Raw genomic sequence first — 20750 nt, forward strand, 5'->3', positions numbered from 1 at the left:
GACTAGCAACAGTGCCCAAATCTAGCGTACGTTCCGGATGAAACGATTCACATCCCGCTCCTGCCAGGTCACTGGATGACTCTGCTTACGAGGTGTTCATGTCTGATGTGCCGGCCGTCAAGGCAGCTCTGAAGTCTCAGGTCATCGAGACGCCCTCCTGGGGTTACGGCAACTCCGGAACCCGCTTCAAGGTCTTCGCACAGCCCGGTGTCCCGCGTGACCCGTTCGAGAAGCTCGCGGACGCGGCACAGGTCCATGCCCATACCGGGGTCGCCCCGAAGGTGTCGCTGCACATTCCGTGGGACAGGGTCGAGGACTACACGGCGCTGAACCGGTATGCCGGAGAACTCGGCCTGCGAATCGGAGCGATCAACTCCAATGTCTTCCAGGACGACGACTTCAAGCTGGGGTCGGTCACCCACCCGGACCCGAAGGTCCGCCGCAAGGCGACCGATCACCTGCTCGAGTGCGTGGACATCATGGACGCCACCGGTTCGCCCGACCTCAAACTGTGGTTCTCGGACGGCACCAACTATCCCGGCCAGGACGACATAGCAGGCCGCCAGGACCGTCTGGCCGAGGCACTCACGGAGGTCTACGAGCGCCTCGGCGACGACCAGCGGATGCTGCTGGAGTACAAGCTCTTCGAGCCCGCCTTCTACACCACCGACGTCCCGGACTGGGGCACCTCGTACGCGCACTGCCTCAAGCTCGGCCCGAAGGCGCAGGTCGTCGTCGACACCGGTCACCACGCACCGGGCACCAACATCGAGTTCATCGTGGCTTTCCTGCTGCGCGAGGGGAAGCTCGGCGCGTTCGACTTCAACTCCCGTTTCTACGCGGACGACGACCTGATGGCGGGCGCCGCCGATCCGTTCCAGCTGTTCCGGATCATGCATGAGGTGGTCAAGAACGGTGGTCTCGAGGCTGAGGCCAACGTCAACTTCATGCTCGACCAGTGCCACAACATCGAGGCCAAGATCCCGGCGGTCATCCGCTCGGTCACCAATGTCCAGGAAGCGACCGCGAAGGCACTGCTGATCGACATCGAGGCACTGGCCGAGGCGCAGCGCTCAGGTGATGTCCTGGCCTCGAACGGAGTGCTGATGGACGCGTTCAACACCGATGTGCGGCCGCTGCTCGCCGAGGTCCGCGAGGAGCTCGGACTGGCACGCGATCCCTTCGCGGCATACCTCGCCTCCGGCAACCAGGAACGCATCGCCGCCGACCGTGTCGGTGGCGAGCAGGCGGGCTGGGGCGCCTGATCCCCGCTCTTCCGCCCCCGGCCGTCCGGCAGCAACCCGCCCCCTCCCCTCTCTTCCCGAAGGAACCTCATGACGTCCGCGACGCACGCCGAAGTCGCCGCGCTCCTGGAGCGCGCACACCGGATCGGCTCCGACCCCCGTAACACCAACTACGCCGGCGGCAATGCCTCGGCCAAGGCGACGGAAACCGATCCGGTCACCGGCGGCCCGGCCGAACTGCTTTGGGTCAAGGGCTCGGGCGGTGACCTCGGCACGCTGACCGAGGCCGGTCTCGCCGTGCTCCGGCTGGACCGTGTGCGAGCACTCAAGGCCGTGTATCCGGGGGTGGAGCGCGAGGACGAGATGGTCCCGGCGTTCGACTACTGCCTGCACGGCAAGGGGGGCGCCGCCCCGTCGATCGACACCGCCATGCACGCACTGGTCGAGGCGGCGCATGTCGATCATCTGCACCCGGACTCCGGGATCGCACTGGCGTGCGCGGCCGACGGTGAGAAGCTGACCGCCGAGTGCTTCGGTGACAAGGTCGCCTGGGTAGGCTGGCGCCGGCCGGGGTTCCAGCTGGGGCTCGACATCGCGGCCGTGAAGGAGGCCAATCCGCAGGCGGTCGGTGTGATCCTGGGCGGTCACGGCATCACGGCCTGGGGTGACACCTCGGAGGAGTGCGAGCGCAACGCCCTCTGGATGATCCGTACCGCCGAGACGTTCCTCGAGGAGCACGGCAGGGAAGAGCCCTTCGGTCCCGTCCTCCCGGGCAGGGAAGCCCTGGAGGAGGAGGCGCGCCGGGAACGGGCAGCGGCCCTCGCTCCGGTGATCCGCGGTCTGGCGTCCACGGACCGGTCCCAGGTGGGGCACTTCACCGACGCGGCGCCCGTACTGGATTTCCTCTCGCGTGCCGAGCACCCCCGTCTCGCCGCCCTCGGCACGTCCTGCCCGGACCACTTCCTCCGCACGAAGGTGAGCCCGCTGGTCCTCGATCTGCCGGCCGACGCGCCGCTGGAGGAGGCGGTGGCCCGGCTCGGGGCGCTCCACGAGGAGTACCGGGCCGCGTACCGTGCGTACTACGAGCGCCATGCGGCGCCCGGCTCGCCCGCGATGCGCGGAGCGGACCCGGCGATCGTGCTGGTGCCCGGTGTCGGCATGTTCTCCTTCGGCAAGGACAAGCAGACCGCGCGGGTCGCCGGGGAGTTCTACCTCAACGCCGTCAATGTGATGCGCGGCGCCGAAGCCGTCTCCACGTATGCGCCGATCGAGGAGTCCGAGAAGTTCCGCATCGAGTACTGGGAACTGGAGGAGGCCAAGCTCCGCAGGATGCCGAAGGCGAAGGCCCTGGCCACGCGGGTCGCACTGGTCACCGGAGCCGGGTCCGGCATCGGCAAGGCCATTGCGCACCGGCTCGTCGCGGAGGGAGCGTGTGTCGTCGTCGCGGATCTGGACTCCGTGAACGCGGCGGCTGTCGCAGAGGAGCTCGGCGGCCCGGACAAGGCTGTCGCGGTGACGGCCGATGTCACGTCCGAGGAACAGATCGCTGATGCGTTCAAGGCCGCCGCGCTGGCCTTCGGCGGTGTGGACCTGGTGGTGAACAACGCCGGAATCTCCATCTCCAAGCCGCTGCTGGAGACCACGGCCCGGGACTGGGACCTGCAGCACGACATCATGGCCCGTGGTTCGTTCCTGGTGTCCCGGGAGGCCGCGCGGATGATGCGGGCCCAGGGTCTCGGTGGTGACCTCGTCTACATCGTGTCGAAGAACGCCGTGTTCGCGGGCCCGAACAACATCGCGTACTCGGCCACCAAGGCCGATCAGGCGCACCAGGTGCGTCTGCTGGCGGCTGAGCTGGGCGAGCACGGCATCAGGGTCAACGGGATCAATCCGGACGGCGTCGTGCGCGGTTCGGGAATCTTCGCGGCGGGTTGGGGCGCTCAGCGCGCGGCCACCTACGGCATCGAGGAGGAGAAGCTGGGCGAGTTCTACGCCCAGCGCACGATCCTGAAGCGCGAGGTGCTTCCGGAGCATGTGGCCGACGCCGTATTCGCGCTGACCGCCGGGGACCTCACCCACACCACCGGTCTCCATATCCCCGTCGACGCCGGTGTGGCGGCGGCATTCCTGCGCTGACCATGCGCCACTCCGCGGCGCCCCGGATACTGTTCGTCCGTGAACACCCTGGGCGCCGCTCCGCCCGGATCGGATGAGATTCTCCATGTCTGCGACTTCACGACACGGCCCGGTGTTCGCCGCGGTGGACCTGGGCGCCACGAGCGGGCGGGTGATCACCGGCAGAGTGGGCCCCGACGAGCTCGTGCTGAGCGAGGTGCACCGCTTCCCCAACACGCCCGCCCGGCTTCCTGACGGGCTCCACTGGGATGTTCTCGGCCTGTACCAGAGCATGCTGGACGGGTTGCGCGCGGCGGCGCGCGGCGGCCACGTCGTCTCGGTGGGCATCGACACCTGGGCCGTGGACTACGGTCTCCTGGATGCCGACGGATCGCTCCTCGGCCTGCCGTTTCACTATCGCGACGGGCGTAACACCGTGGCTGCGGAGGAGGTACTGACCCACTTCGATGCGCAGGAGCTGTACGGCATCGGCGGGTTGCAGCATCTGCCGTTCAACACCGTCTTCCAACTGGCCGCCCACCGGCCGACGGCTCAGTGGCCGGCGGCACGGACGCTGCTGCTGATGCCTGATCTGCTGGTGTACTGGCTGACGGGATCGGTGGGTGCGGAAGTGACCAACGCGTCCACGACCGGCCTGCTCGACGCCCGCACCGGCGATTGGTCCGATGCGTTGATCGGGCGTCTGGGTCTGGAGCGCTCGTTGTTCCCCCCGCTGCGCGAACCGGGCGAGCGAGCGGGCATCCTGCTTCCGCACGTGACCGGGTCCACCGGTCTGCCGGCGGGGACACCGGTGACGACCGTAGCCTCGCACGACACCGCTTCGGCCGTGGCCGCGGTTCCCGCGACCGAGCCGGGATTCGCGTACGTGTCGTGCGGCACCTGGTCGTTGGCCGGTCTCGAACTGGACGCGCCGGTGCTGACCGAGGAGTCGAGAGCCGCGAATTTCACCAACGAACGCGGGGTGGACGGCACGGTGCGCTACCTCCGCAACATCATGGGGATGTGGCTGCTGGAGGAATGCCGTCGTACGTGGGCGCGCGAGGGTAAGGCGACGGGCCTCGCGGGTCTCCTTGCGGACGCGGCGCGAGCAAAGCCGTTCGCCGCCGTGATCGACCCGGATGATCCGGAGTTCCTGGCGCCGGGTGACATGCCCTCACGGATCGACGCCGCTCTCACCCGCACCGGGCAGACGACGCCGGCCGGCCCCGGAGCATACGTGCGCTGTGTGCTGGAGAGCCTGGCACTGGCCCATCGCAGGACGCTGCTCGCGGCCGCCCGTCTGGCCGGCCGCGAGCTGACACGGATCCATCTGGTGGGCGGCGGGTCACGGAACGAGTTGCTGTGCCAGTGGACCGCCGACGCGACCGGGCTGCCGGTCACCGCGGGACCCGCCGAAGCCACCGCGCTCGGCAATGTCCTGCTCCAGGCTCGGGCCGGCGGGCTGGCGGGCGGGCTGACGGACATGCGCAGGCTCGTCGCACGCACCCAGGAACTGCGCCACTACGCCCCGCAAGGGGACACCCGGGCCTGGGAGCGGGCCGCGGGCCGGCTGACGGCACGCCCGTGAGGAGCTCTCCGGATCCCGCCGACGGGCATGGGGGACCGAAGGGCGGGCGCGGGGCGGGGAGCATCAGTCCGAGGCGAGACCCAACTCCTGTTCCCCCAGCGGCTCGAAGTGCCGGGTGACCTCGGCGGCGGTGACATCGGCGAGCTCGGCAGGGTCCCATCGGGGGGTGTGGTCCTTGTCGATGATCCGGGCACGTACCCCCTCCACCAGATCATGCCCGGTGAAGGCCCGGCAGGAGACACGGAATTCCTGATCGAGGACGGATTCGAGACCGCCGAGCCGTCCGGCACGGCGCACGGCGGCCAGGGTGACCTTGAGAGCGGTGGGTGACAGGGAGAGGAGTGTGGCGGCAGCCTCCTTCGCCGCGGGCTCCCCACTGTTCATCAGCCTGTCGATGATCTCCTCGACGGTGTCGGCGGCGTAGCAGTCGTCGATCCACTCGCGGTGCGCGGCGAGTTCCCCCTCCGGGGCGCCGGTCGCATATCGCCGCACGGTGTCCGCCACGTCTGCGGGCGTGGTGCTCCGGGAGAGCGCGGCGGTGAGGCCGGCGAGATGCTGCGACGGGACGAAGTGGTCGGCCAGCCCGCACAGGATGGCGTCCGCCGCGTGGACGGCCCGGCCGGTCAGTGCGAGGTGGGTGCCGAGCTCACCCGGTGCTGCGGCCAGCAGGTGGGTGCCCCCCACGTCGGGCACGAAGCCGATCCCGGTCTCGGGCATCGCGACGCGTGATCTCTCGGTCACGATGCGCACATCGCCGTGAGCCGACACGCCCACGCCACCGCCCATGACGATGCCGTCCATGAGCGCCACGTACGGTTTCGGGAACCTGGCGATCTGGGCGTTGAGCCGGTATTCGTCGCGCCAGAAGTCCACGGAGCCTCGACGGCCCGCACGGGCGTCCTCGTAGATCGACCGGATGTCGCCCCCCGCGCAGAGGCCCCGCTCGCCGGCCCCGCCGATCACGACGGCGGTGACCGTGTCGTCCTCGGCAGCCAGGGCGAGCGCTTCGCCGATGCCTCGCACCATGGTGTGCGTGAGCGCGTTCAGGGCCCGGGGGCGGTTGAGGGTGATGCGCATGACGCGACCCTCGGTGTGCAACAGGACGGGCTCGTCTTCGTTCATAGGTGCGACTCCGGTCATCCGTGGACGATCTCTGCGTGCCATTCTGCGACGGCCGCCGCGGGACTCCGGCGCCGGGTCTCCCATGGGACCGCTGTGGCACTCCCGCATCGTGGGCTCGACAATTGAGTCCTACGGGCCGCGACGTTCAGCAGCCCCGCCGGACGACCTCCGGAGGAGGCATGACCGATCCTTCACGGCGACCAGACGACGAAGCAGCCTCGCGGCTCCGGATCGAACAGCGACGCGCCGGTGAGACCGGGACCGACGAACGACTCGCCCTGAACCGGACCGGTAGCTTCGAGTGGGATCTGGACGCCCGGACCGTCGACGTCGACGAAGCGGGGCTGATGGTCTTCGGCCTGGACGCCGCGAGTTTCGAGGCGTCGCCGTCCGCTGTGATCGACCGGCTGGACGCGACGGATCGAGCACGCCTCGAGACCACCATCGACGAGGCGATCACCGGCGGGAGCAGCTCGTACAGCATCCACTTCCAGGTGCCCATGGCGGACGGGGCCCGCCAGTGGACGCACGTCCAGGCCCGGATCCTGCGCTCCGAGGACGGCCGGGCGCACCGCGTCATCGGTATGGTGCGGGACGCGACGGCCGAGGTCACCCATTCGGCCTTCGCTCTGGATCTGGAAAAGCGGCTCCGGCGCCAGACGAGCATCGTCGAACGCACCACCGCCGCGATGTCACGTGCGGTGACCGTGGACGATGTCACCGCCGCGCTCACCGGCCCGGGCGGCCTGGTCGGAATCGGTGCGGACGGGCTGGCGCTCGGCCTGGTGGAGGATTCCGCGCTCAAGATCATCGCGCTGAGCGGTGACTCGGTGGAGGTACTCGAAGGCCTGGGCTCCGGGCAGCTCGATGCGACGCTTCCCCTCGGGGACACGATCCTCAGTGGGCGCCCGCGGTTCATCACCTCACTCGGTTCGCTGATCCGGCGCTATCCGGTGCTCGAACCGCACATCGGCGAGCTGAACTTCCGCGCTGTCGCCTACCTCCCGCTGATAGCCCAGGCCCGCCCTCTGGGCGGGCTCGCGCTCTTCTACCGTGAACGCACGGCGTTCAGTGCGGACCAGAGGATTCTGTGTCTGGGGCTGGCCGCCATCGTGGCGCAGTCGCTGCAGCGGGCGATCCTCTTCGACGAGGAACGCGAATTCGCCACGGGGCTCCAGTCGGCCATGCTCCCGCGCCGGATCCAGGAGATCGAAGGCGGTGAGATAGCGGTCCGCTATCACGCGGCGTGGAGCGGACGGGAGGTCGGTGGTGACTGGTACGACGTGATAACGCTTCCCAGAGGCCGTGTCGGTGTGGTGGTGGGCGATGTTCAGGGGCACGACACGCATGCCGCGGCGATCATGGGCCAGCTGCGTATAGCGCTGCGCGCGTACGCCGCCGAGGGGCACCCACCGGCGACCGTACTGGCGCGGGCCTCCCGGTTCCTCGCCGAGCTCGACACCGAGCGGTTCGCGACGTCGACGTACGCACAGGTGGACCTCACGACGGGGACGGTGCGCGTGGCGCGTGCAGGCCACTTCGGACCACTGATCAGACACGCCGGCGGGCGGGTGGGGGTCCCTCAGGTGCGTGGGGGGCTGCCACTGGGAATCTCCACGGATTTCCGGGACGAGGAGTACCCGGAGACCCGCCTCGACCTGGTGCCCGGCGAGACCTTCGTGCTGTACACCGATGGGCTGGTCGAGGAACCGGGAGCCGATGTCGATGCGGGTGTCGCGGCACTGATCCATGAGGTGAGCGACGGGCCCGACGGCGCCGAGGCGCTGGCCGATCACCTGTCGGACCGGCTGTGGGAGCGGTGGGGGTCGGGCGACGACGTGGCGCTGCTGGTCCTTCGGCGCAGTCCGGATCCCGGGTCGCCGCGTGCTCCCCGGCTGCACCAGTACATCCACCAGGCGGACCCTCAGGGGCTGTCGGAGGCCCGGTCGATCGTCCGCCAGGCGGTGGCGGACTGGGGCCTCGCCGGGTTGGCGGACGACGCGGAGCTGGTGACGGGAGAGCTGCTGGTGAATGTGCTGCTGCATACGGAGGGCGGGGCGGTACTGACGCTGGAGGTGCTGCCGGAGCCCGTACGGCGCATCAGGCTGTCGGTCCAGGACCGCTCGAGTGTCTGGCCGCGGCGTCGGTCACCGGGCGAGACGTCGGCTTCCGGACGCGGTCTGCTGCTTCTCGACGCGGTCGCCGAACGCTGGGGCGTCGAGCCCCGGGGAGAGGGCAAGGCCGTGTGGTGCGAGATCGGTCCCACCTCCTGATCCTGCTCCCGGCAGCTGCTGTGGCTACGGCTGGGACGCGAAAGGGGCGTACCGCATCGCAGTTGATGCGGTACGCCCCCACCAGGCACACCGGTGATCAGCCACCACCGTGCCGGGGCGTCGAGAACGCGTCAGTGCTGCGCGCTGCGGCGCTTACGCACGGACCACAGGATGCCGCCGCCTGCGAGCAGAACCGCGAGGGCGGCTCCGCCGATGACGGGTGTGGCGGACGACGAACCGGTCTCGGCCAGGTCCGGCGCGCTGCTGCTCGGCTCCGCGGGGGCCGGCGCGGCTTCCGTGGCGGTCTCGCTCGGCTCGGGGGTCTCCGAGGCCGGCGGCTCCGTGCTCGGGGCCTCCGAAGGCGTCGCCTCGGTCGGAGTGGGTGACGGGGTGTCGTCCTCGCACACCGGAGCGGTCTTCGTGTCCTCGACGGAGTACCTGTCGTCGTCCCCGGCCTTGACGACGAGGCGGACGGTCAGCTCCTTGTCGTGCTCCGGGAGCTGAAGCGGGGTCTTCGTGCTGAAGTTCCGGCCGAACTGCGTCGTGGCAAGCAGATCTGCGCCGCCCACGACGGAGACCGTCACCTCGTTGGTGGCTTCGGCCGAGTAGGCCGTGAGGTTGAGCGTCACCTCGGAGCAGGTCACGGCCCAGGTGGGGGTGTGGGCTGCGGCCGGACCGGCGGTGATGACCCCGCCTGCCAGGCCGACTATCGCAGCGGCCGCGAATGTTCCCGCGCCACGCCACGATCTCCTGGGTATGGTCATGGATTCTTCCTCCATATGAGTTCACCGCTGGGATGGCGGTGGGGCGCACAGTACTGCCCCCCGTCCTGGGGTACGCACTCGCCCCCGGTCTCAGCGAAGCGCCAACCATGCGCAGATCACCGCCACTTGTGACATGACGGACACGTCAGGATGGCCGGAAGCCATTGTGTTCACAGACTCTCCGGCGGGCTGTGAGGGTCATTCCCAGAGGGGCTTGTGCATGATGTGCAGCCCCACGTAGCCCTGCACGGGATGCTTGAATCCCTCCGGCAGGGTCCCGATGACCTCGAAACCGAGAGAACGGTACAGCCGTACGGCGTGGATGTTCGTCTCCACCACCGCGTTGAACTGCATGGCACGAAATCCCGCCGTACGCGCCCAGTCCACGGTGTATTCACACAGCGCCCTGCCCACGCCTCGGCCCGAGTGCTCCGAAGCAACCATGTAACTGGCACTGGCGATGTGCGAGCCGTTACCCATATGGTTCTTGTTCATCTTGGCTGTGCCGAGGACGGCCCCCGCGTCGTCGACCGCGACAACCGTGCGGTCCGGGTCCGAGAGGAGCCACCAGTCCCGGGCGGTGTCCTCGTTAAGATCCACAGGGTAGGTGAAGGTCTCGCCCGCGGCGACGATTGCGTGGAAGAACGGCCAGACCGCGGGCCAGTCCCTGTACGTGGCTTCTCTGATCATCATGAGGGCCAAGATGCCTGGCCGGACAGTCTCACGCAATCGGTTCAGCGGTCAGTGCGCGCGGGCCTGCGCAGTCCGATCCGGGCGAGAAGCCCTCGTCCGGCACCTGAGCGCCGCACATCAGGACGACCGGGCGCCCGACCGGTCAGCCGCCCCGGACCGTGCAGCACCGGCCGTCCGGGAGCCGGTCGGTCCGGAGCCGGACGCAACACGGGGTCGTATCCGGGACGCGGGGCAGGCCGGAGCTCACGTGCCCGCTCCAACTCCAGCGTCAGATTCACCCGGCGCCAGAGGATCTCGTCCGGGTCGTCCGCCAGCATCAGCCTCGTCATGGCCTCCCTCCCTGATACGGAGCCCGGGCGTCCGAGGGCGGCCTCCGGCTGCATCCGAGCCAGGTAGGCGCGCTCGTAGGGATCCTCCACCACCTCCGCGAGCTGGACCGGGTCCAGAGCGGATGCCTGCAGAGCCGCGCGTGCCCACGGGTCTTGCGCACGGCCCAGCAACCGGTCGATCCTGCGTGAACGCCAGTTACGCGCGCGCCAGTCGGTGCCGGCCTCCAGCATGGTCCGCATTCCCACCGGGCTCTTCCCCGCGATCAGATCAGGTTCCCTCGCGGCGAAGCCGATGAGCTCGTCCACCAGATAGAGCCAGACCACCGCACGGTATCGGTTCAGATAGAACGCCACCGGTGAGACGCACCCGATGCGGGCCAGACCGGTGAAGCGCACAGGGCTGACTCCGAGCAGCGTGGCGCCTTCCGCCGTCCCTGCTGTCCGCACCTGTTCACGAAGCGACTCGGGGAACCCCGGCAGTGCGCGCAGCCGGTCGATCTCCTCCTGCCGTACCCTCGGCCTCGTCCCGCCCTTCGCCGGCTCGGTCCCGATCAGACCCAGATGAAGGGCGAGATCGAACTCGCCGCGCTTCAACGTCAGTTCCTGAGCTGCGCGCCCCGCGGACACGCACACAGTTGCCGTCGTGCCACCAGTACGCGGGCGAGCGGCTTCCGAAACGGTCATGGCTTCCTCCCCCATGAGGTCGAATACTCCGTGTGACCACGGTAGACCGGGGAGGAAGCACTCGCCGAGCCTGTGGACAACTCCTTCGCACCCACAGAAGCTGCAGGTCAGATAGGGTCGGCGCTCTCCACGCCCTGTCGCGCCGTCACGCCGAGGTGTTCGCCCACCCGGTTCACCAACAAGGTCATCTCGTAGGCGACCTGACCCACGTCGGCTTCGGCGGCAGTGAGCACGCACAGGCAGCTGCCGTCCCCCGCCGCGGTCACGAAGAGCAACGCCTCGTCGAATTCCACCATGGTCTGGCGTGCTCTTCCCGCTCCGAAGTGGCGCCCCGATCCGCGGGCCAGGCTCTGGAGGCCTGACGAGACCGCCGCCAGATGCTCCGCATCCTCCCGGACCAGGCTTGTGCTGGCGCCGGTCACCAGTCCGTCGTTCGACAGCACCAGCGCGTGCTGGATGTGCTCCACCCGGCTGGTGAGATCGTCAAGAAGCCAGTCAAGTCCCCGGTCCAGCGCCATGTGCTCGTCCTCCCCGTTCATCCGGTCCCCGCTCCCGTGCTTCCCCGCAAGCCTTACGCACGGCTCTCCTGCGGGCAAGCGCCTCCCTGCTCCGGGGGCGCGGCTTCGCGCCATGGGACCACCCCTCGCGGAACACCGGCTTCCGGGACATGGCAGGAATATGGACGGCGTCGCCCGGGCCCTCACCTCACTCAGGGCCGTGCGTCGGCCGACCGGGTCGAGAAGGATGAGCAGTACGTGAAATTTTCTCTAACGATCGAAGACAGTCGAACTATGCGCATTACTTCATATTGTTTCGCTTGAATACGGACTGCGCGATCATGTCGGTATGGCCGACGACCACACACACGTCCAGGACTTCTTCTCCGTGCGGGCGGCGGAGTGGGACAGCCGTTTCCCTGATGACGGCCCCGCCCATGCCGCCGCTGTCGGCAAGCTCGGTCTGCGTCCCGGTGGCGCCGTGCTCGACGCGGGCTGCGGTACGGGCCGGGCACTGCCGGCGCTGCGCACAGCGGTCGGGCCCGGTGGAACGGTGCTCGGGGCCGACCTGACTCCCGCGATGCTGCATGCGGCCCTGCGGGCGGGAAGAGGAGCGAGTGGCGCCCTGCTGCTGGCGGATGCCGCACGTCTTCCGCTGCGCACCGGGGCGCTCGACGCCGTTTTCGCCGCAGGGCTGATCTCGCACCTCCCGCATCCGGGGCAGGGTCTGGCGGAACTGGCTCGGGTGGTGCGCCCGGGTGGGCGGCTTGCCCTGTTCCACCCTGTCGGACGGGCAGCACTGGCTGCACGGCAGGGCAGGTCGCTCTCGGGCGGCGATCTGCGTGCCGAGCCCCGTCTCACGGCCCTGCTGGCAGAGACAGGCTGGCGGCTGGACACCTACACCGACGAGGACAGCCGCTTCCTGGTACTGGCCGAACGGACCGGTTGAGCAGCGTCCGTCGCTCCGGGCCGCATGATCTCCACCGAGCGGCCACCGCTGGTCAGCCGGACGTCCCGGTACCCCCAGCCGGTATGTCCGAAGGCCGGCCGTGCGGCACGGGGCAGCCGCGCATGCCCGGAGTGGGGAACGTGCCGAGCCGGACGACCTCGTAACCGTCCGGGTAACTCCTGATCTCGGGGTTCTGGCGGGCGTAGTGGGGGGTCGAGCGCGGCGGCAGGAGCCGCACGGCACGAGCCCTCAGGCGCAGGGCGCCGTGGACCAGCCCGCGGGTGAGAGGGCCCGGCCGCTCGTAGCGGAACGCCCGCAGCAGCGAGTCGTCGAGCAGGGCGAGGCCGGCTGCGCGGACCGCGGGGGCCAGCGGGCGCGGATACCAGGATCCCATCAGGGCCAGTGTGGCGTCGGAGACCGTGCGTGCGCCCTCGTCCCAGCCGAAGTGCTCCTCCTCGTAGGAGGTGAGGGTCCGTTCGAAGTCCTCGTACGTCTGTGGCACGTCCTGGATGCCCATGCGGGCGCCGAGGGTGCGGTAGTACGCGGCGAAGGCACGCACCTCGTGGCCGGACAGCTTTCGCCATCCATACGCGTCCAGCCAGCGTTTGGGGGCGACGACGAACGTGCACAGCACGTAGCGCATGTCGTCGTTGCTGATGTCGTAGCTGCGGTGCATCCGGTTGATCCGCCGGACCGCCGTGCGGCCCGCCTCACTGTCGAAGCCGTGCTCGACGACGGTGTCGAGAAGAAGCGCGGTGTCGTCGTACCTCTTCTGTGAACGCTCCGTCAGTTCCCCCGTTTCCGCCAGCAGCCGGCCGATGCTGGGGACGGCATAGGTGCGGTAGAGGGCGAGTTCGAGTGCACGGGTGATGTCCCAGGGGAATTCGTACGACACGGTGAGCCGGTAGATCTCCAGGAAGTCCCGCTCCGGGTCCAGGCGCTGGATCTCCTTCAGGCGGTCGTACCGCTTGACCATGCTGTCCCTCTCGTCGGCCGGAGCCACAACCCTACGGGTGCCGGTCAGGACGGCACCACGGTCCGAGAGTGTCGTGAACACGCGCCGAGGGCCGGCCGTGCCCCCGGGCAGGTGCCCTTTGACGCCCGTCAGGGTCTCGACGAGACGGTTACCGGATAGTAAGGTGCGCCGACGGTACAAGCGGCCAGGGATAAGGGTGGGTGCTGTGGCAGGGACGGACGACACCGCCGCCGACGAGGACGCACTGTTCGTGCTGACCGCGGTGCTGCTGACCCCCGCACGGTTCCCCGGTGTGCTCGGCGACGACTACGTGGCCGCGTGCGCCGCGCTTGGCCTCGCCCCGTACGCCGAGGGGTACGGTCTGGTGCTCGGCCAGGACAGTGGCGGCGCCCGCTGGACAGTGGTCGTCGAGGACGTCTCTCTGGTGGCTGTCGCCATCGCCTCGTGGGACTGCGGGATGGAGTACGACCTCTCTCCCGACGACCGCGCGGTGGTCTGCGCACTGCCGGGGTGGCCGCTCGCCCTGGCGGTCGCCGCGCCCGGCGTTCCCGAGCCGCACGACCCGTTGCCCGGCCCTGACGGTGAGGGCCCGGCGCCCCTGTCGCCGCCGGACACCGAGGCATGGGGGCCTCCCCAGCGGCGTCTAGGGGCGGATGAGATAGCCCTGCAATGGGCCGAGTGGCGCGAGCAGATCGACGACAGGACCGCGTTCGGCCGGCCCGGGGGGCCCTCGTCGGCCGAGAGGGCCCCGACCACCGGGGCCCTTGCCGGAGAGGCTGGTGCCGGGGAACAGGAGAGCCCGGCGGCACCCACCGGCTCCGGGCAGCACCCCGGCGTCCGCAAGGCGCTCGAAGCAGCCCGGGCGTACGTCAGCTCTCCGCCCCCGCCCGGCCGGATCCGCTCCTCGTTCGCCCCTGGTGGAGCGCGGATGCTGCGCGCCGACGGCCCCGGCTGGTCCCTCGTGGCCAGGACCGACGACATCGCGTTCATCTTGCTGGACGAAGAACCGGGCGAGATCATGACGGTCGGTCGCGGCCCCGAACTGCCGGGGCTGCTGAAGTCGCTCGACGAACTGGCCGTACGGCCGTCCTGACTCCGCGCGGCGCGCACGGGCCGGCCGCTTCCTGCCGGCGCGCCCCGTGTGAGCTACACCCGCTCCAGGGGACGGTGCGGCTCGGCCGGCAGCTCGGCCTTGACCGCGTCACCGGGCCGTACGACTCCACCCGCCGTGACGACGCCCATGATCCCGGCCTTGCGGACCACGGTGCCGTCCTCCGCGAGGCCGACCACCTGCTTGAGCAGACCGCCCTGGAAGTTGTCGATCTGCAGGCACGGGTTCCGCAGGCCGGTCACCTCGACCACGGCCTCTTCGCCGAGGTGGAGCAACGTGCCCACGGGAAGGGCGAGGAGCTCGATACCACTGGTGGTGATGTTCTCGCCCAGGCTCCCCGGGCCGACCTCGAATCCCGCGTCCCCGAGCTCGGCGAAGAGCTCCTGGTGGATGAGGTGGACCTGACGCAGATTGGGCTGCGTCGGGTCCTGGGCGATCCGGGACCGGTGCTTCACCGTGACACCGGCGTGGACGTCGCCCTCCACACCGAGTCCGGCCAGCAGCGTGACAGCGTCCCTGTTCGGCTTGGAGAAGGAATACACGCCGTTGCTGTTCACCGCGGCGACCGTGCCGTTCACCGCCCTATCTCCTTACGGCTGATCCTGCGGAGCCTGCGCCTCTGCGACGGGTCGAGCATCAGGTATCCCACCGTGGGTACGCCGATGAGGACCAGCAGCGACCACCAGAACCCGATGAACGGAATCAGGACGACTGCCGCGACGACTCCCCCGATGGCGATCTTTGCACCGTTCGACATGATCCGTGCCTCCTCCGCGGCCGGAGCCGCTTCTGCTGGGAGAACGCCTGTGCGCCCCCGTCGGTTCCTGCTGTGCGCAACAGGCTCCGCAGCGGTCTACCGGAGCGGCTCGCCGACCTCGTGCATGTGCTGCAGCGCCTGCCGGTAGGACTCGATGACGCCTGTCTCCGCGTACGGCATCCCGATCGATGCGCAGTGCGCCTTCACCAGCGGCTGTGCCAGCCGCAGGTGGGGCCGGGGCATGTTCGGGAAGAGGTGGTGCTCGATCTGGTAGTTGAGGCCGCCCAGGAACCAGTCGGTGAGCACGGCGCCCCGCACGTTGCGCGAGGTGAGGACCTGACGCTGCAGATGCCCCCAGCGGTCACCGTCGGGGTCGGGCATCTCCATGCCCTTGTGGTTCGGGGCGAAGGCCATGCCCAGGTGAAGACCGAACAGCGCATGGTGCACGAAGGCGAAGACGACGGCCTTGCCCGGGGACATGACGGTCAGGAGCAGCATGGTGTACAGCGCGAGGTGGCCGGCCAGCAGGAACCCGGAGAACGCGCGTTCACGGGTGGGCTGTCGCCGCAGGAACTGGAAGCCGTAGATCTTGAGGGCGATGCCTTCGAGGAGCAGCATCGGGAAGAAGAGCCGTGCCTGGTTACGGGTGAGCCAGCGGGCGAAACCCTCGCGCTGAGCGGCCTGTTTCTGGGTCCACACCAGGGCGCCCACCCCGACATCCGGATCCTTGTCTATGTGATTCGGGTTGGCGTGGTGACGCACGTGCTTGTCGTTCCACCAGGCCTCGTTCATACCGAGCAGCAGATTGGCGTGCACGAAGCCGATGACCCTGCCGGCCCTGCGGCCGCCGGTTATCTGGGCGTGGCCCGCGTCGTGTCCGTAGAAGGCCGTACGGGTCCACAGAACGGCCAGCGGCAGGGTGAGGAACAAGTTCCACCAGGTGTCACCCAGGAGCGCCATGCCGGTGACCACGATCCCCAGTGCGGCCAGATTGGCGGCGATCCCCGCCGCGTACCAGCCCGTACGCCGTTCCAGGAGCCCCTGGTCCCTGACGTCCTTCAGGAGCGGTGCGAAATCACTGCCGGGGGCCTGGCGGCCCGCCGGCCTCTCCGATCCGTCGCGGGGATGTGGGGCGACGGTGGCTGTTACCGCCTGGGGCATGGCGTCTCCGGTTTCTGGGCATCTGCGCTGACCTCGTCAAACGTACGGAGAGCGAGCCTGCGACAGCCATGGCGCCATCACCCCGGCCGTGCGGGGGGAATCCCCCGTGTCCGGTGGTGGTGCGGGCTGCACCCCAGGCTTCAGAAGACAGAAACGAGTGAGGTGGATCACTGTGCGTTTCTCCCGGAGCGGGCCGTGGGTGGAGTACCCTCGGCGACCCCGGACTCACTAGTCAAATTTGAGGAATCCGACATCGCTGTGCACAGGCTCCCTGCGGCAACACCCGACGAGATCTCTGAACTGTCCCGCTGCTCCGCAGTCTTCCTCCCCGCGGATCCGGCCCGTACCGGCCTGATCGCGTTCTGGAATGCGGACGGTAGCACCCCTCCCGGCGATTCAGGCAGTCCGACGGACCTGACGGTCGTCGGAAGCGACGCCCGCCCTTACGTGGTTCCCGCCTCGCTGATGCCCGTGCGGGACGCGCTGCCGGTCCTGACACGGGCACGGGCGAACGCTCACGCCTCCCCCTCCGCGGCGTTCTGGGGCGCCGCCGGGGTCCTCGCGCTGCAACTCGTCGCGCGTGGACTGCTGCTGCCCGGACTGAGTCCCACGGACCACGATGCCTGGCGTGCCGGGCCACTGACCGCGGAGGACCTCGAGCGGATCCGGACACTGGCGGCTTCCATGCCCCCTGAGGCTCACGCCGTGCCGCTCGACGCGGCCGTTTCTCCTGTGATGCTGGCCGAGCCCGAGACGCTGCTGCGGGCGTTCCTCGACGCGGTGGCGGACGGATTGCCGCGTACGCCGGCGGCCGGATTCGTCACGGGCACACCTGCGTTCGCCGCCTCCGCGGCACAGCATCTGCCCGGTCTGCGGCCGTGGGCCGCCGACGTGGCGGCCGGTCACGACGCGGGTGTGCGGCTGTCCCTTCGCATCGAGGTCCCGGGGCTCCGCGATGCGCAGGGCCCGGAGGACGGCAGTCCCGGCCGCGCCCCCTCCTTCCGTGCGGTCCTGCAGATCCACAGCGTCCAGGATCCGGCCCTGGTCGCCGACGCGGCGGACGTATGGGCCGACCGCTCCCCCGCCGCATCGCTGTTCGGTCCACGCGCCCGTATGGACGCCCTCCTCGCCCTGCGGCGCGCCGCCCGCGCCTGGCCTCCGCTGACGCCCCTTCTGTCGGCCGCCGTTCCGGATGCGGTCGAGCCTGCCGACGAAGAGATCACGGAGCTGCTGGGCCCGGCGGCCACCGCGCTCGCCGCGACCGGTGTCCAGGTGCACTGGCCCAGGGAACTGGCGAGAAAGCTCACCGCACGGGCCGTGATCGGCCCGGGGGGCGGCGACGACACGCATACCCGGCTGCCTCCGTCGGACACTTCGTCCTTCCTGTCGGCCGACGCGCTGCTCGCATTCGACTGGTCCTTCGCCCTGGGCGGCACGGATCTGAGCCGGGCGGAGCTCGACCGACTGGCCGAGGCGGGCAGACCGCTGGTCAGGCTGCGTGATCAGTGGGTGCTCATCGATCCGGAGGACGCCCGGCGGGCCCGCAGCACCCGAGACCGCAAGGTCGCCCCCATCGACGCGCTGGGGGCTGTACTGACCGGAACCACCGAAGTCGACGGACGCCGGGTGGAAGTGGCCGCGGCGGGCTGGCTCGAGCGGCTCCGTGAAAGGATCGCCGACCCGGAACCGGACGGCCGTGGGGCGGTCGGGCAGCCGGACGCGCTCGACGCGAGTCTGCGCGACTACCAGCTGCGCGGTCTGGACTGGCTGCACACCATGACCTCGCTCGGTCTCGGCTGCTGTCTCGCCGACGACATGGGTCTCGGCAAGACGATCACGCTGATCGCTCTCCACCTGCACCGTCAGGAAATCGGGCCGGAAGCAGCGGGCCCCACGCTCGTCGTGTGCCCCACGTCGCTGATGGGCAACTGGCAGCGGGAGATCGAGAAGTTCGCCCCTGGCGCACCGGTACGCCGTTTCCACGGTGGGTCACGTTCGCTGGAGGGCCTGGCGGACGGGGAGTTCGTACTCACCACCTACGGCACGATGCGTCTCGACGCGACGCGGCTGGCGCAGGTGCCCTGGGGCATGGTCGTCGCCGACGAGGCGCAGCACGTCAAGAACCCGCACTCGGCGACCGCGAAACAGCTGCGCGCCATCGGCGGGCGGACCCGCGTCGCCCTCACCGGTACCCCGGTGGAGAACAACCTCTCCGAGCTGTGGGCGATCCTCGACTGGACGACTCCCGGGCTGCTCGGGCGGCTCGGTACGTTTCGTGCCCGCTACGCGAGCGCGGTGGAAGGAGGCAACGACCCGGCCGCTGCCGAACGGCTCGCCTCGCTGGTCCGCCCGTTCCTCCTGCGGCGCCGCAAGTCCGATCCCGGCATCGCACCGGAGCTTCCGCCGAAGACGGAGACCGACCGCGCCGTGTCGCTCACGACGGAACAGGCCGGCCTGTACGAGGCAGTGGTGCGCGAGACGCTCGACGAGATCTCCGGCGCGGACGGTTTCGCGCGGCGCGGGCTGGTGATGAAACTGCTGACCGCCCTCAAGCAGATCTGCAACCACCCGGCGCAGTACCTCAAGGAGGAGCGGCCGCGGATCGCGGGCCGTTCGGGGAAGGTGGAGCTGCTGGACGAGCTCCTCGACACGATCACCGCCGAGGGCGCGAGCGTGCTGGTGTTCACCCAGTACGTGCAGATGGCGCGGCTGCTCGAACAGCATCTGGCGGCGCGCGGCGTCCGCACCCAGTTCCTGCACGGTGGCACTCCGGTCGCCGAGCGGGAGGCCATGGTGAGTCGCTTCCAGGCGGGCGAGGCACCGGTTTTCCTGCTGTCGCTCAAGGCCGCGGGCACGGGCCTCAACCTCACCCGGGCCGGCCATGTCGTGCACTTCGACCGCTGGTGGAATCCGGCGGTGGAGGCGCAGGCCACCGACCGCGCGTACCGGATCGGGCAGACCCAGCCCGTACAGGTGCACCGGCTGATCGCCGAGGGCACCGTCGAGGACCGGATCGCTGCCATGCTGGCCCGGAAGCAAGGGCTCGCGGACGCGGTGCTGGGCAGCGGCGAGGCCGCCCTGACGGAACTGAGCGATGCGGAGCTGGCCGAGCTGGTCGAACTGCGAGGAGAAGCACGATGAACGGGAGTGACGAGCCGGAGCGTACGTTCGCAGCGCTTCCGCCCGCACAGGGCCGCGGATTCGCCTCCTCCTGGTGGGGACGGGCGTGGCTGAAGGCACTGGAGGACACGGCACTCGACGGTCAGCAGCTGAAGAAAGGGAGGGGGCTGGCCCGCGAGGGCAGGGTCGGCGCGGTGTCCGTCCGGCCCGGCCGGCTCACCGCGGTGGTACAGGACCGCGACTCGACGGCGTACCGCAGTGATGTGCTGCTCCAGGAGCTCAGCGAGGAGGAGTGGGACCGCTTCCTGGACATGGCATCCGAACGGTCCGGGCACATCGCCGCTCTGCTCGACCGTGAGATGCCACCGCATCTGGTGGCGGACGCCGCCGCCACCGGACTCGACCTGCTGCCGGGAATCGGTGACCTGGAGCCGGAGTGCAGCTGCGGGAACTGGGACCACTGCCCGCATTCGGGCGCGCTGTGCTACCAGGTGGCGCGGCTGCTCGACCAGGATCCGTTCGTCCTGCTGCTGTTGCGGGGGCGCGACGAGCGGCGGCTGCTCGACGAGCTGCAGGTGCGCAGCACCGCTCGTGCCGTCCGCCGGAGGCTTGGCGAGGCGCCGGCGGAGGATCCGGCCGGACCACCGTCGCGGGGGGTACGGGCCGACGAGGCGTACACGGCTCGGGACATTCTGCCGTCGCTGCCTGATGTACCGCCCCTGCCCGCGGAGCCGGGCGTGCCCCCGTCGCTGGACACCGTGACGGATCCGGCTGCGGGTATCGATCCTTCCGCCCTGGAGTTCCTGGTGGCGGACACGGCCGTACGGGCGTTCGCGATGCTGACGGAGGCGCTTGCCACGGATCATGACCAGCAGCCCCTGGCAGCGGGTTTGACGGCGGAACAGGACGCCGTCCGGATGGCCGCCGACGGCTGCCCCGGCGACCGGATCGCGGCCCGCTTGGGCGTGGCGTCCGGGCGCGGGCGGGCCGGGCTCGACATCGCGGTGCGGGCCTGGGAATACGGCGGGGCGGCCGGGCTCACGGTGTACGACGAAGAGTGGCTGCCGGACCGGGACGAGCTCGCCCGGGCCCGGGCACAGCTCGCCACGGCGTGGGAGGAGGGCGAGAGGCCGCAGCTGCGTGCCGTCGGCAACCGCTGGACCACGGCCGGTTCCGGCGCGCAGCTGCGGTACGGGCGCGACGGGCGATGGTGGCCGTATGCCAAGGAGCGGGGCCGGTGGGTACCGGCCGGACCGGGAGAGGACGATCCGGCGTCCGCCCTGGCCGGAGTTCTGTCCGGCTGCTGAAGCTCCGGGGCCCTCCTCACCTACGGTTTCCACTCACGCGGAACCGTACGGTGGGGCGGC

The 20750-nt window shown here is 69.8% G+C and carries 17 protein-coding genes; 8 read left to right on the forward strand and 9 right to left on the reverse strand.

Translation table 11 applies throughout. The features are described from left to right. Window positions 1-98: 98 nt before the first annotated feature. The 3 genes from rhaI to ACF1FZ_RS10930 all read left to right on the forward strand — a co-directional run bounded on the left by rhaI (window position 99) and on the right by ACF1FZ_RS10930 (window position 4947). Window positions 99-1265 carry an L-rhamnose isomerase gene (rhaI, locus tag ACF1FZ_RS10920; protein WP_391773046.1) on the forward strand — a complete coding sequence of 389 codons (1167 nt, stop codon included), beginning with the start codon at window positions 99-101 and terminating at the stop codon, window positions 1263-1265. A 69-nt stretch (window positions 1266-1334) separates the two neighbouring features. Next, entirely contained in the window at window positions 1335-3380 is a 2046-nt protein-coding gene (locus tag ACF1FZ_RS10925) for a bifunctional aldolase/short-chain dehydrogenase (RefSeq protein WP_391773047.1), read from the forward strand. Window positions 3381-3465: 85 nt separating this feature from the next. Continuing rightward, a complete protein-coding gene (locus ACF1FZ_RS10930) occupies window positions 3466-4947 on the forward strand; it encodes a rhamnulokinase family protein (RefSeq protein ID WP_391773048.1) in 1482 nt (493 codons plus the stop codon). A 63-nt stretch (window positions 4948-5010) separates the two neighbouring features. On the opposite strand, the gene ACF1FZ_RS10935 is transcribed toward ACF1FZ_RS10930, so the two are convergent. Further along, window positions 5011-6069, reverse strand: coding sequence for an enoyl-CoA hydratase/isomerase family protein (locus tag ACF1FZ_RS10935; protein ID WP_391773049.1), 1059 nt, complete (start codon window positions 6067-6069; stop codon window positions 5011-5013). 179 nt (window positions 6070-6248) lie between these two features. On the opposite strand from ACF1FZ_RS10935, the gene ACF1FZ_RS10940 reads away from it, so the two are divergent. After that, window positions 6249-8342, forward strand: coding sequence for a SpoIIE family protein phosphatase (locus ACF1FZ_RS10940; protein ID WP_391773050.1), 2094 nt, complete (start codon window positions 6249-6251; stop codon window positions 8340-8342). Window positions 8343-8473: 131 nt separating this feature from the next. On the opposite strand, the gene ACF1FZ_RS10945 is transcribed toward ACF1FZ_RS10940, so the two are convergent. From ACF1FZ_RS10945 to ACF1FZ_RS10960, 4 genes are all read right to left on the reverse strand, one after another. Further along, complete coding sequence (locus ACF1FZ_RS10945; RefSeq protein WP_391773051.1) at window positions 8474-9106, reverse strand: LAETG motif-containing sortase-dependent surface protein; 633 nt, start codon at window positions 9104-9106, stop codon at window positions 8474-8476. 198 nt (window positions 9107-9304) lie between these two features. After that, window positions 9305-9799, reverse strand: coding sequence for a GNAT family N-acetyltransferase (locus ACF1FZ_RS10950; RefSeq protein ID WP_391773052.1), 495 nt, complete (start codon window positions 9797-9799; stop codon window positions 9305-9307). Window positions 9800-9840: 41 nt separating this feature from the next. Beyond that, window positions 9841-10812: a DUF6397 family protein gene (locus tag ACF1FZ_RS10955; RefSeq protein ID WP_391773053.1), complete on the reverse strand. Its 972-nt coding sequence runs from the start codon at window positions 10810-10812 to the stop codon at window positions 9841-9843. Window positions 10813-10919: 107 nt separating this feature from the next. Further along, window positions 10920-11330, reverse strand: a complete 411-nt coding sequence (locus tag ACF1FZ_RS10960) for a roadblock/LC7 domain-containing protein (protein WP_391773054.1) — start codon at window positions 11328-11330, stop codon at window positions 10920-10922. 328 nt (window positions 11331-11658) lie between these two features. Here ACF1FZ_RS10960 and ACF1FZ_RS10965 point away from each other — a divergent pair, with 328 nt between their 5' ends. Continuing rightward, window positions 11659-12258 (forward strand): class I SAM-dependent methyltransferase, encoded by a 600-nt coding sequence (locus ACF1FZ_RS10965; RefSeq protein WP_391773055.1) that lies wholly within the window; start codon window positions 11659-11661, stop codon window positions 12256-12258. Between the two features lie 52 nt (window positions 12259-12310). Here the strand turns inward: ACF1FZ_RS10965 and ACF1FZ_RS10970 are convergent, their stop codons facing one another. Then, on the reverse strand, window positions 12311-13234 hold the full coding sequence (locus ACF1FZ_RS10970; protein ID WP_391773257.1) for an oxygenase MpaB family protein: 924 nt from the start codon (window positions 13232-13234) through the stop codon (window positions 12311-12313). A gap of 205 nt (window positions 13235-13439) precedes the next feature. On the opposite strand from ACF1FZ_RS10970, the gene ACF1FZ_RS10975 reads away from it, so the two are divergent. Next, window positions 13440-14327 (forward strand): hypothetical protein, encoded by an 888-nt coding sequence (locus ACF1FZ_RS10975; protein WP_391773056.1) that lies wholly within the window; start codon window positions 13440-13442, stop codon window positions 14325-14327. 53 nt (window positions 14328-14380) lie between these two features. Here ACF1FZ_RS10975 and ACF1FZ_RS10980 read toward each other — a convergent pair whose 3' ends face one another. The 3 genes from ACF1FZ_RS10980 to ACF1FZ_RS10990 all read right to left on the reverse strand — a co-directional run bounded on the left by ACF1FZ_RS10980 (window position 14381) and on the right by ACF1FZ_RS10990 (window position 16263). Beyond that, window positions 14381-14923, reverse strand: a complete 543-nt coding sequence (locus ACF1FZ_RS10980; RefSeq protein ID WP_391773057.1) for an MOSC domain-containing protein — start codon at window positions 14921-14923, stop codon at window positions 14381-14383. After that, complete coding sequence (locus ACF1FZ_RS10985) at window positions 14920-15102, reverse strand: hypothetical protein (protein ID WP_028442276.1); 183 nt, start codon at window positions 15100-15102, stop codon at window positions 14920-14922. The genes ACF1FZ_RS10980 and ACF1FZ_RS10985 overlap by 4 nt, the downstream gene beginning before the upstream one ends. A 96-nt stretch (window positions 15103-15198) precedes the next feature. Next, on the reverse strand, window positions 15199-16263 hold the full coding sequence (locus ACF1FZ_RS10990; protein WP_391773058.1) for a fatty acid desaturase family protein: 1065 nt from the start codon (window positions 16261-16263) through the stop codon (window positions 15199-15201). A 258-nt stretch (window positions 16264-16521) separates the two neighbouring features. Here ACF1FZ_RS10990 and ACF1FZ_RS10995 point away from each other — a divergent pair, with 258 nt between their 5' ends. Next, window positions 16522-19404, forward strand: coding sequence for an SNF2-related protein (locus tag ACF1FZ_RS10995; RefSeq protein WP_391773059.1), 2883 nt, complete (start codon window positions 16522-16524; stop codon window positions 19402-19404). Further along, window positions 19401-20690 carry an SWF or SNF family helicase gene (locus ACF1FZ_RS11000; protein ID WP_391773060.1) on the forward strand — a complete coding sequence of 430 codons (1290 nt, stop codon included), beginning with the start codon at window positions 19401-19403 and terminating at the stop codon, window positions 20688-20690. The genes ACF1FZ_RS10995 and ACF1FZ_RS11000 overlap by 4 nt, the downstream gene beginning before the upstream one ends. Window positions 20691-20750: the final 60 nt, after the last annotated feature.

The organism is Streptomyces sp. NPDC014623 (assembly GCF_043088245.1).
Taxonomy (GTDB): Bacteria; Actinomycetota; Actinomycetes; order Streptomycetales; family Streptomycetaceae; genus Streptomyces.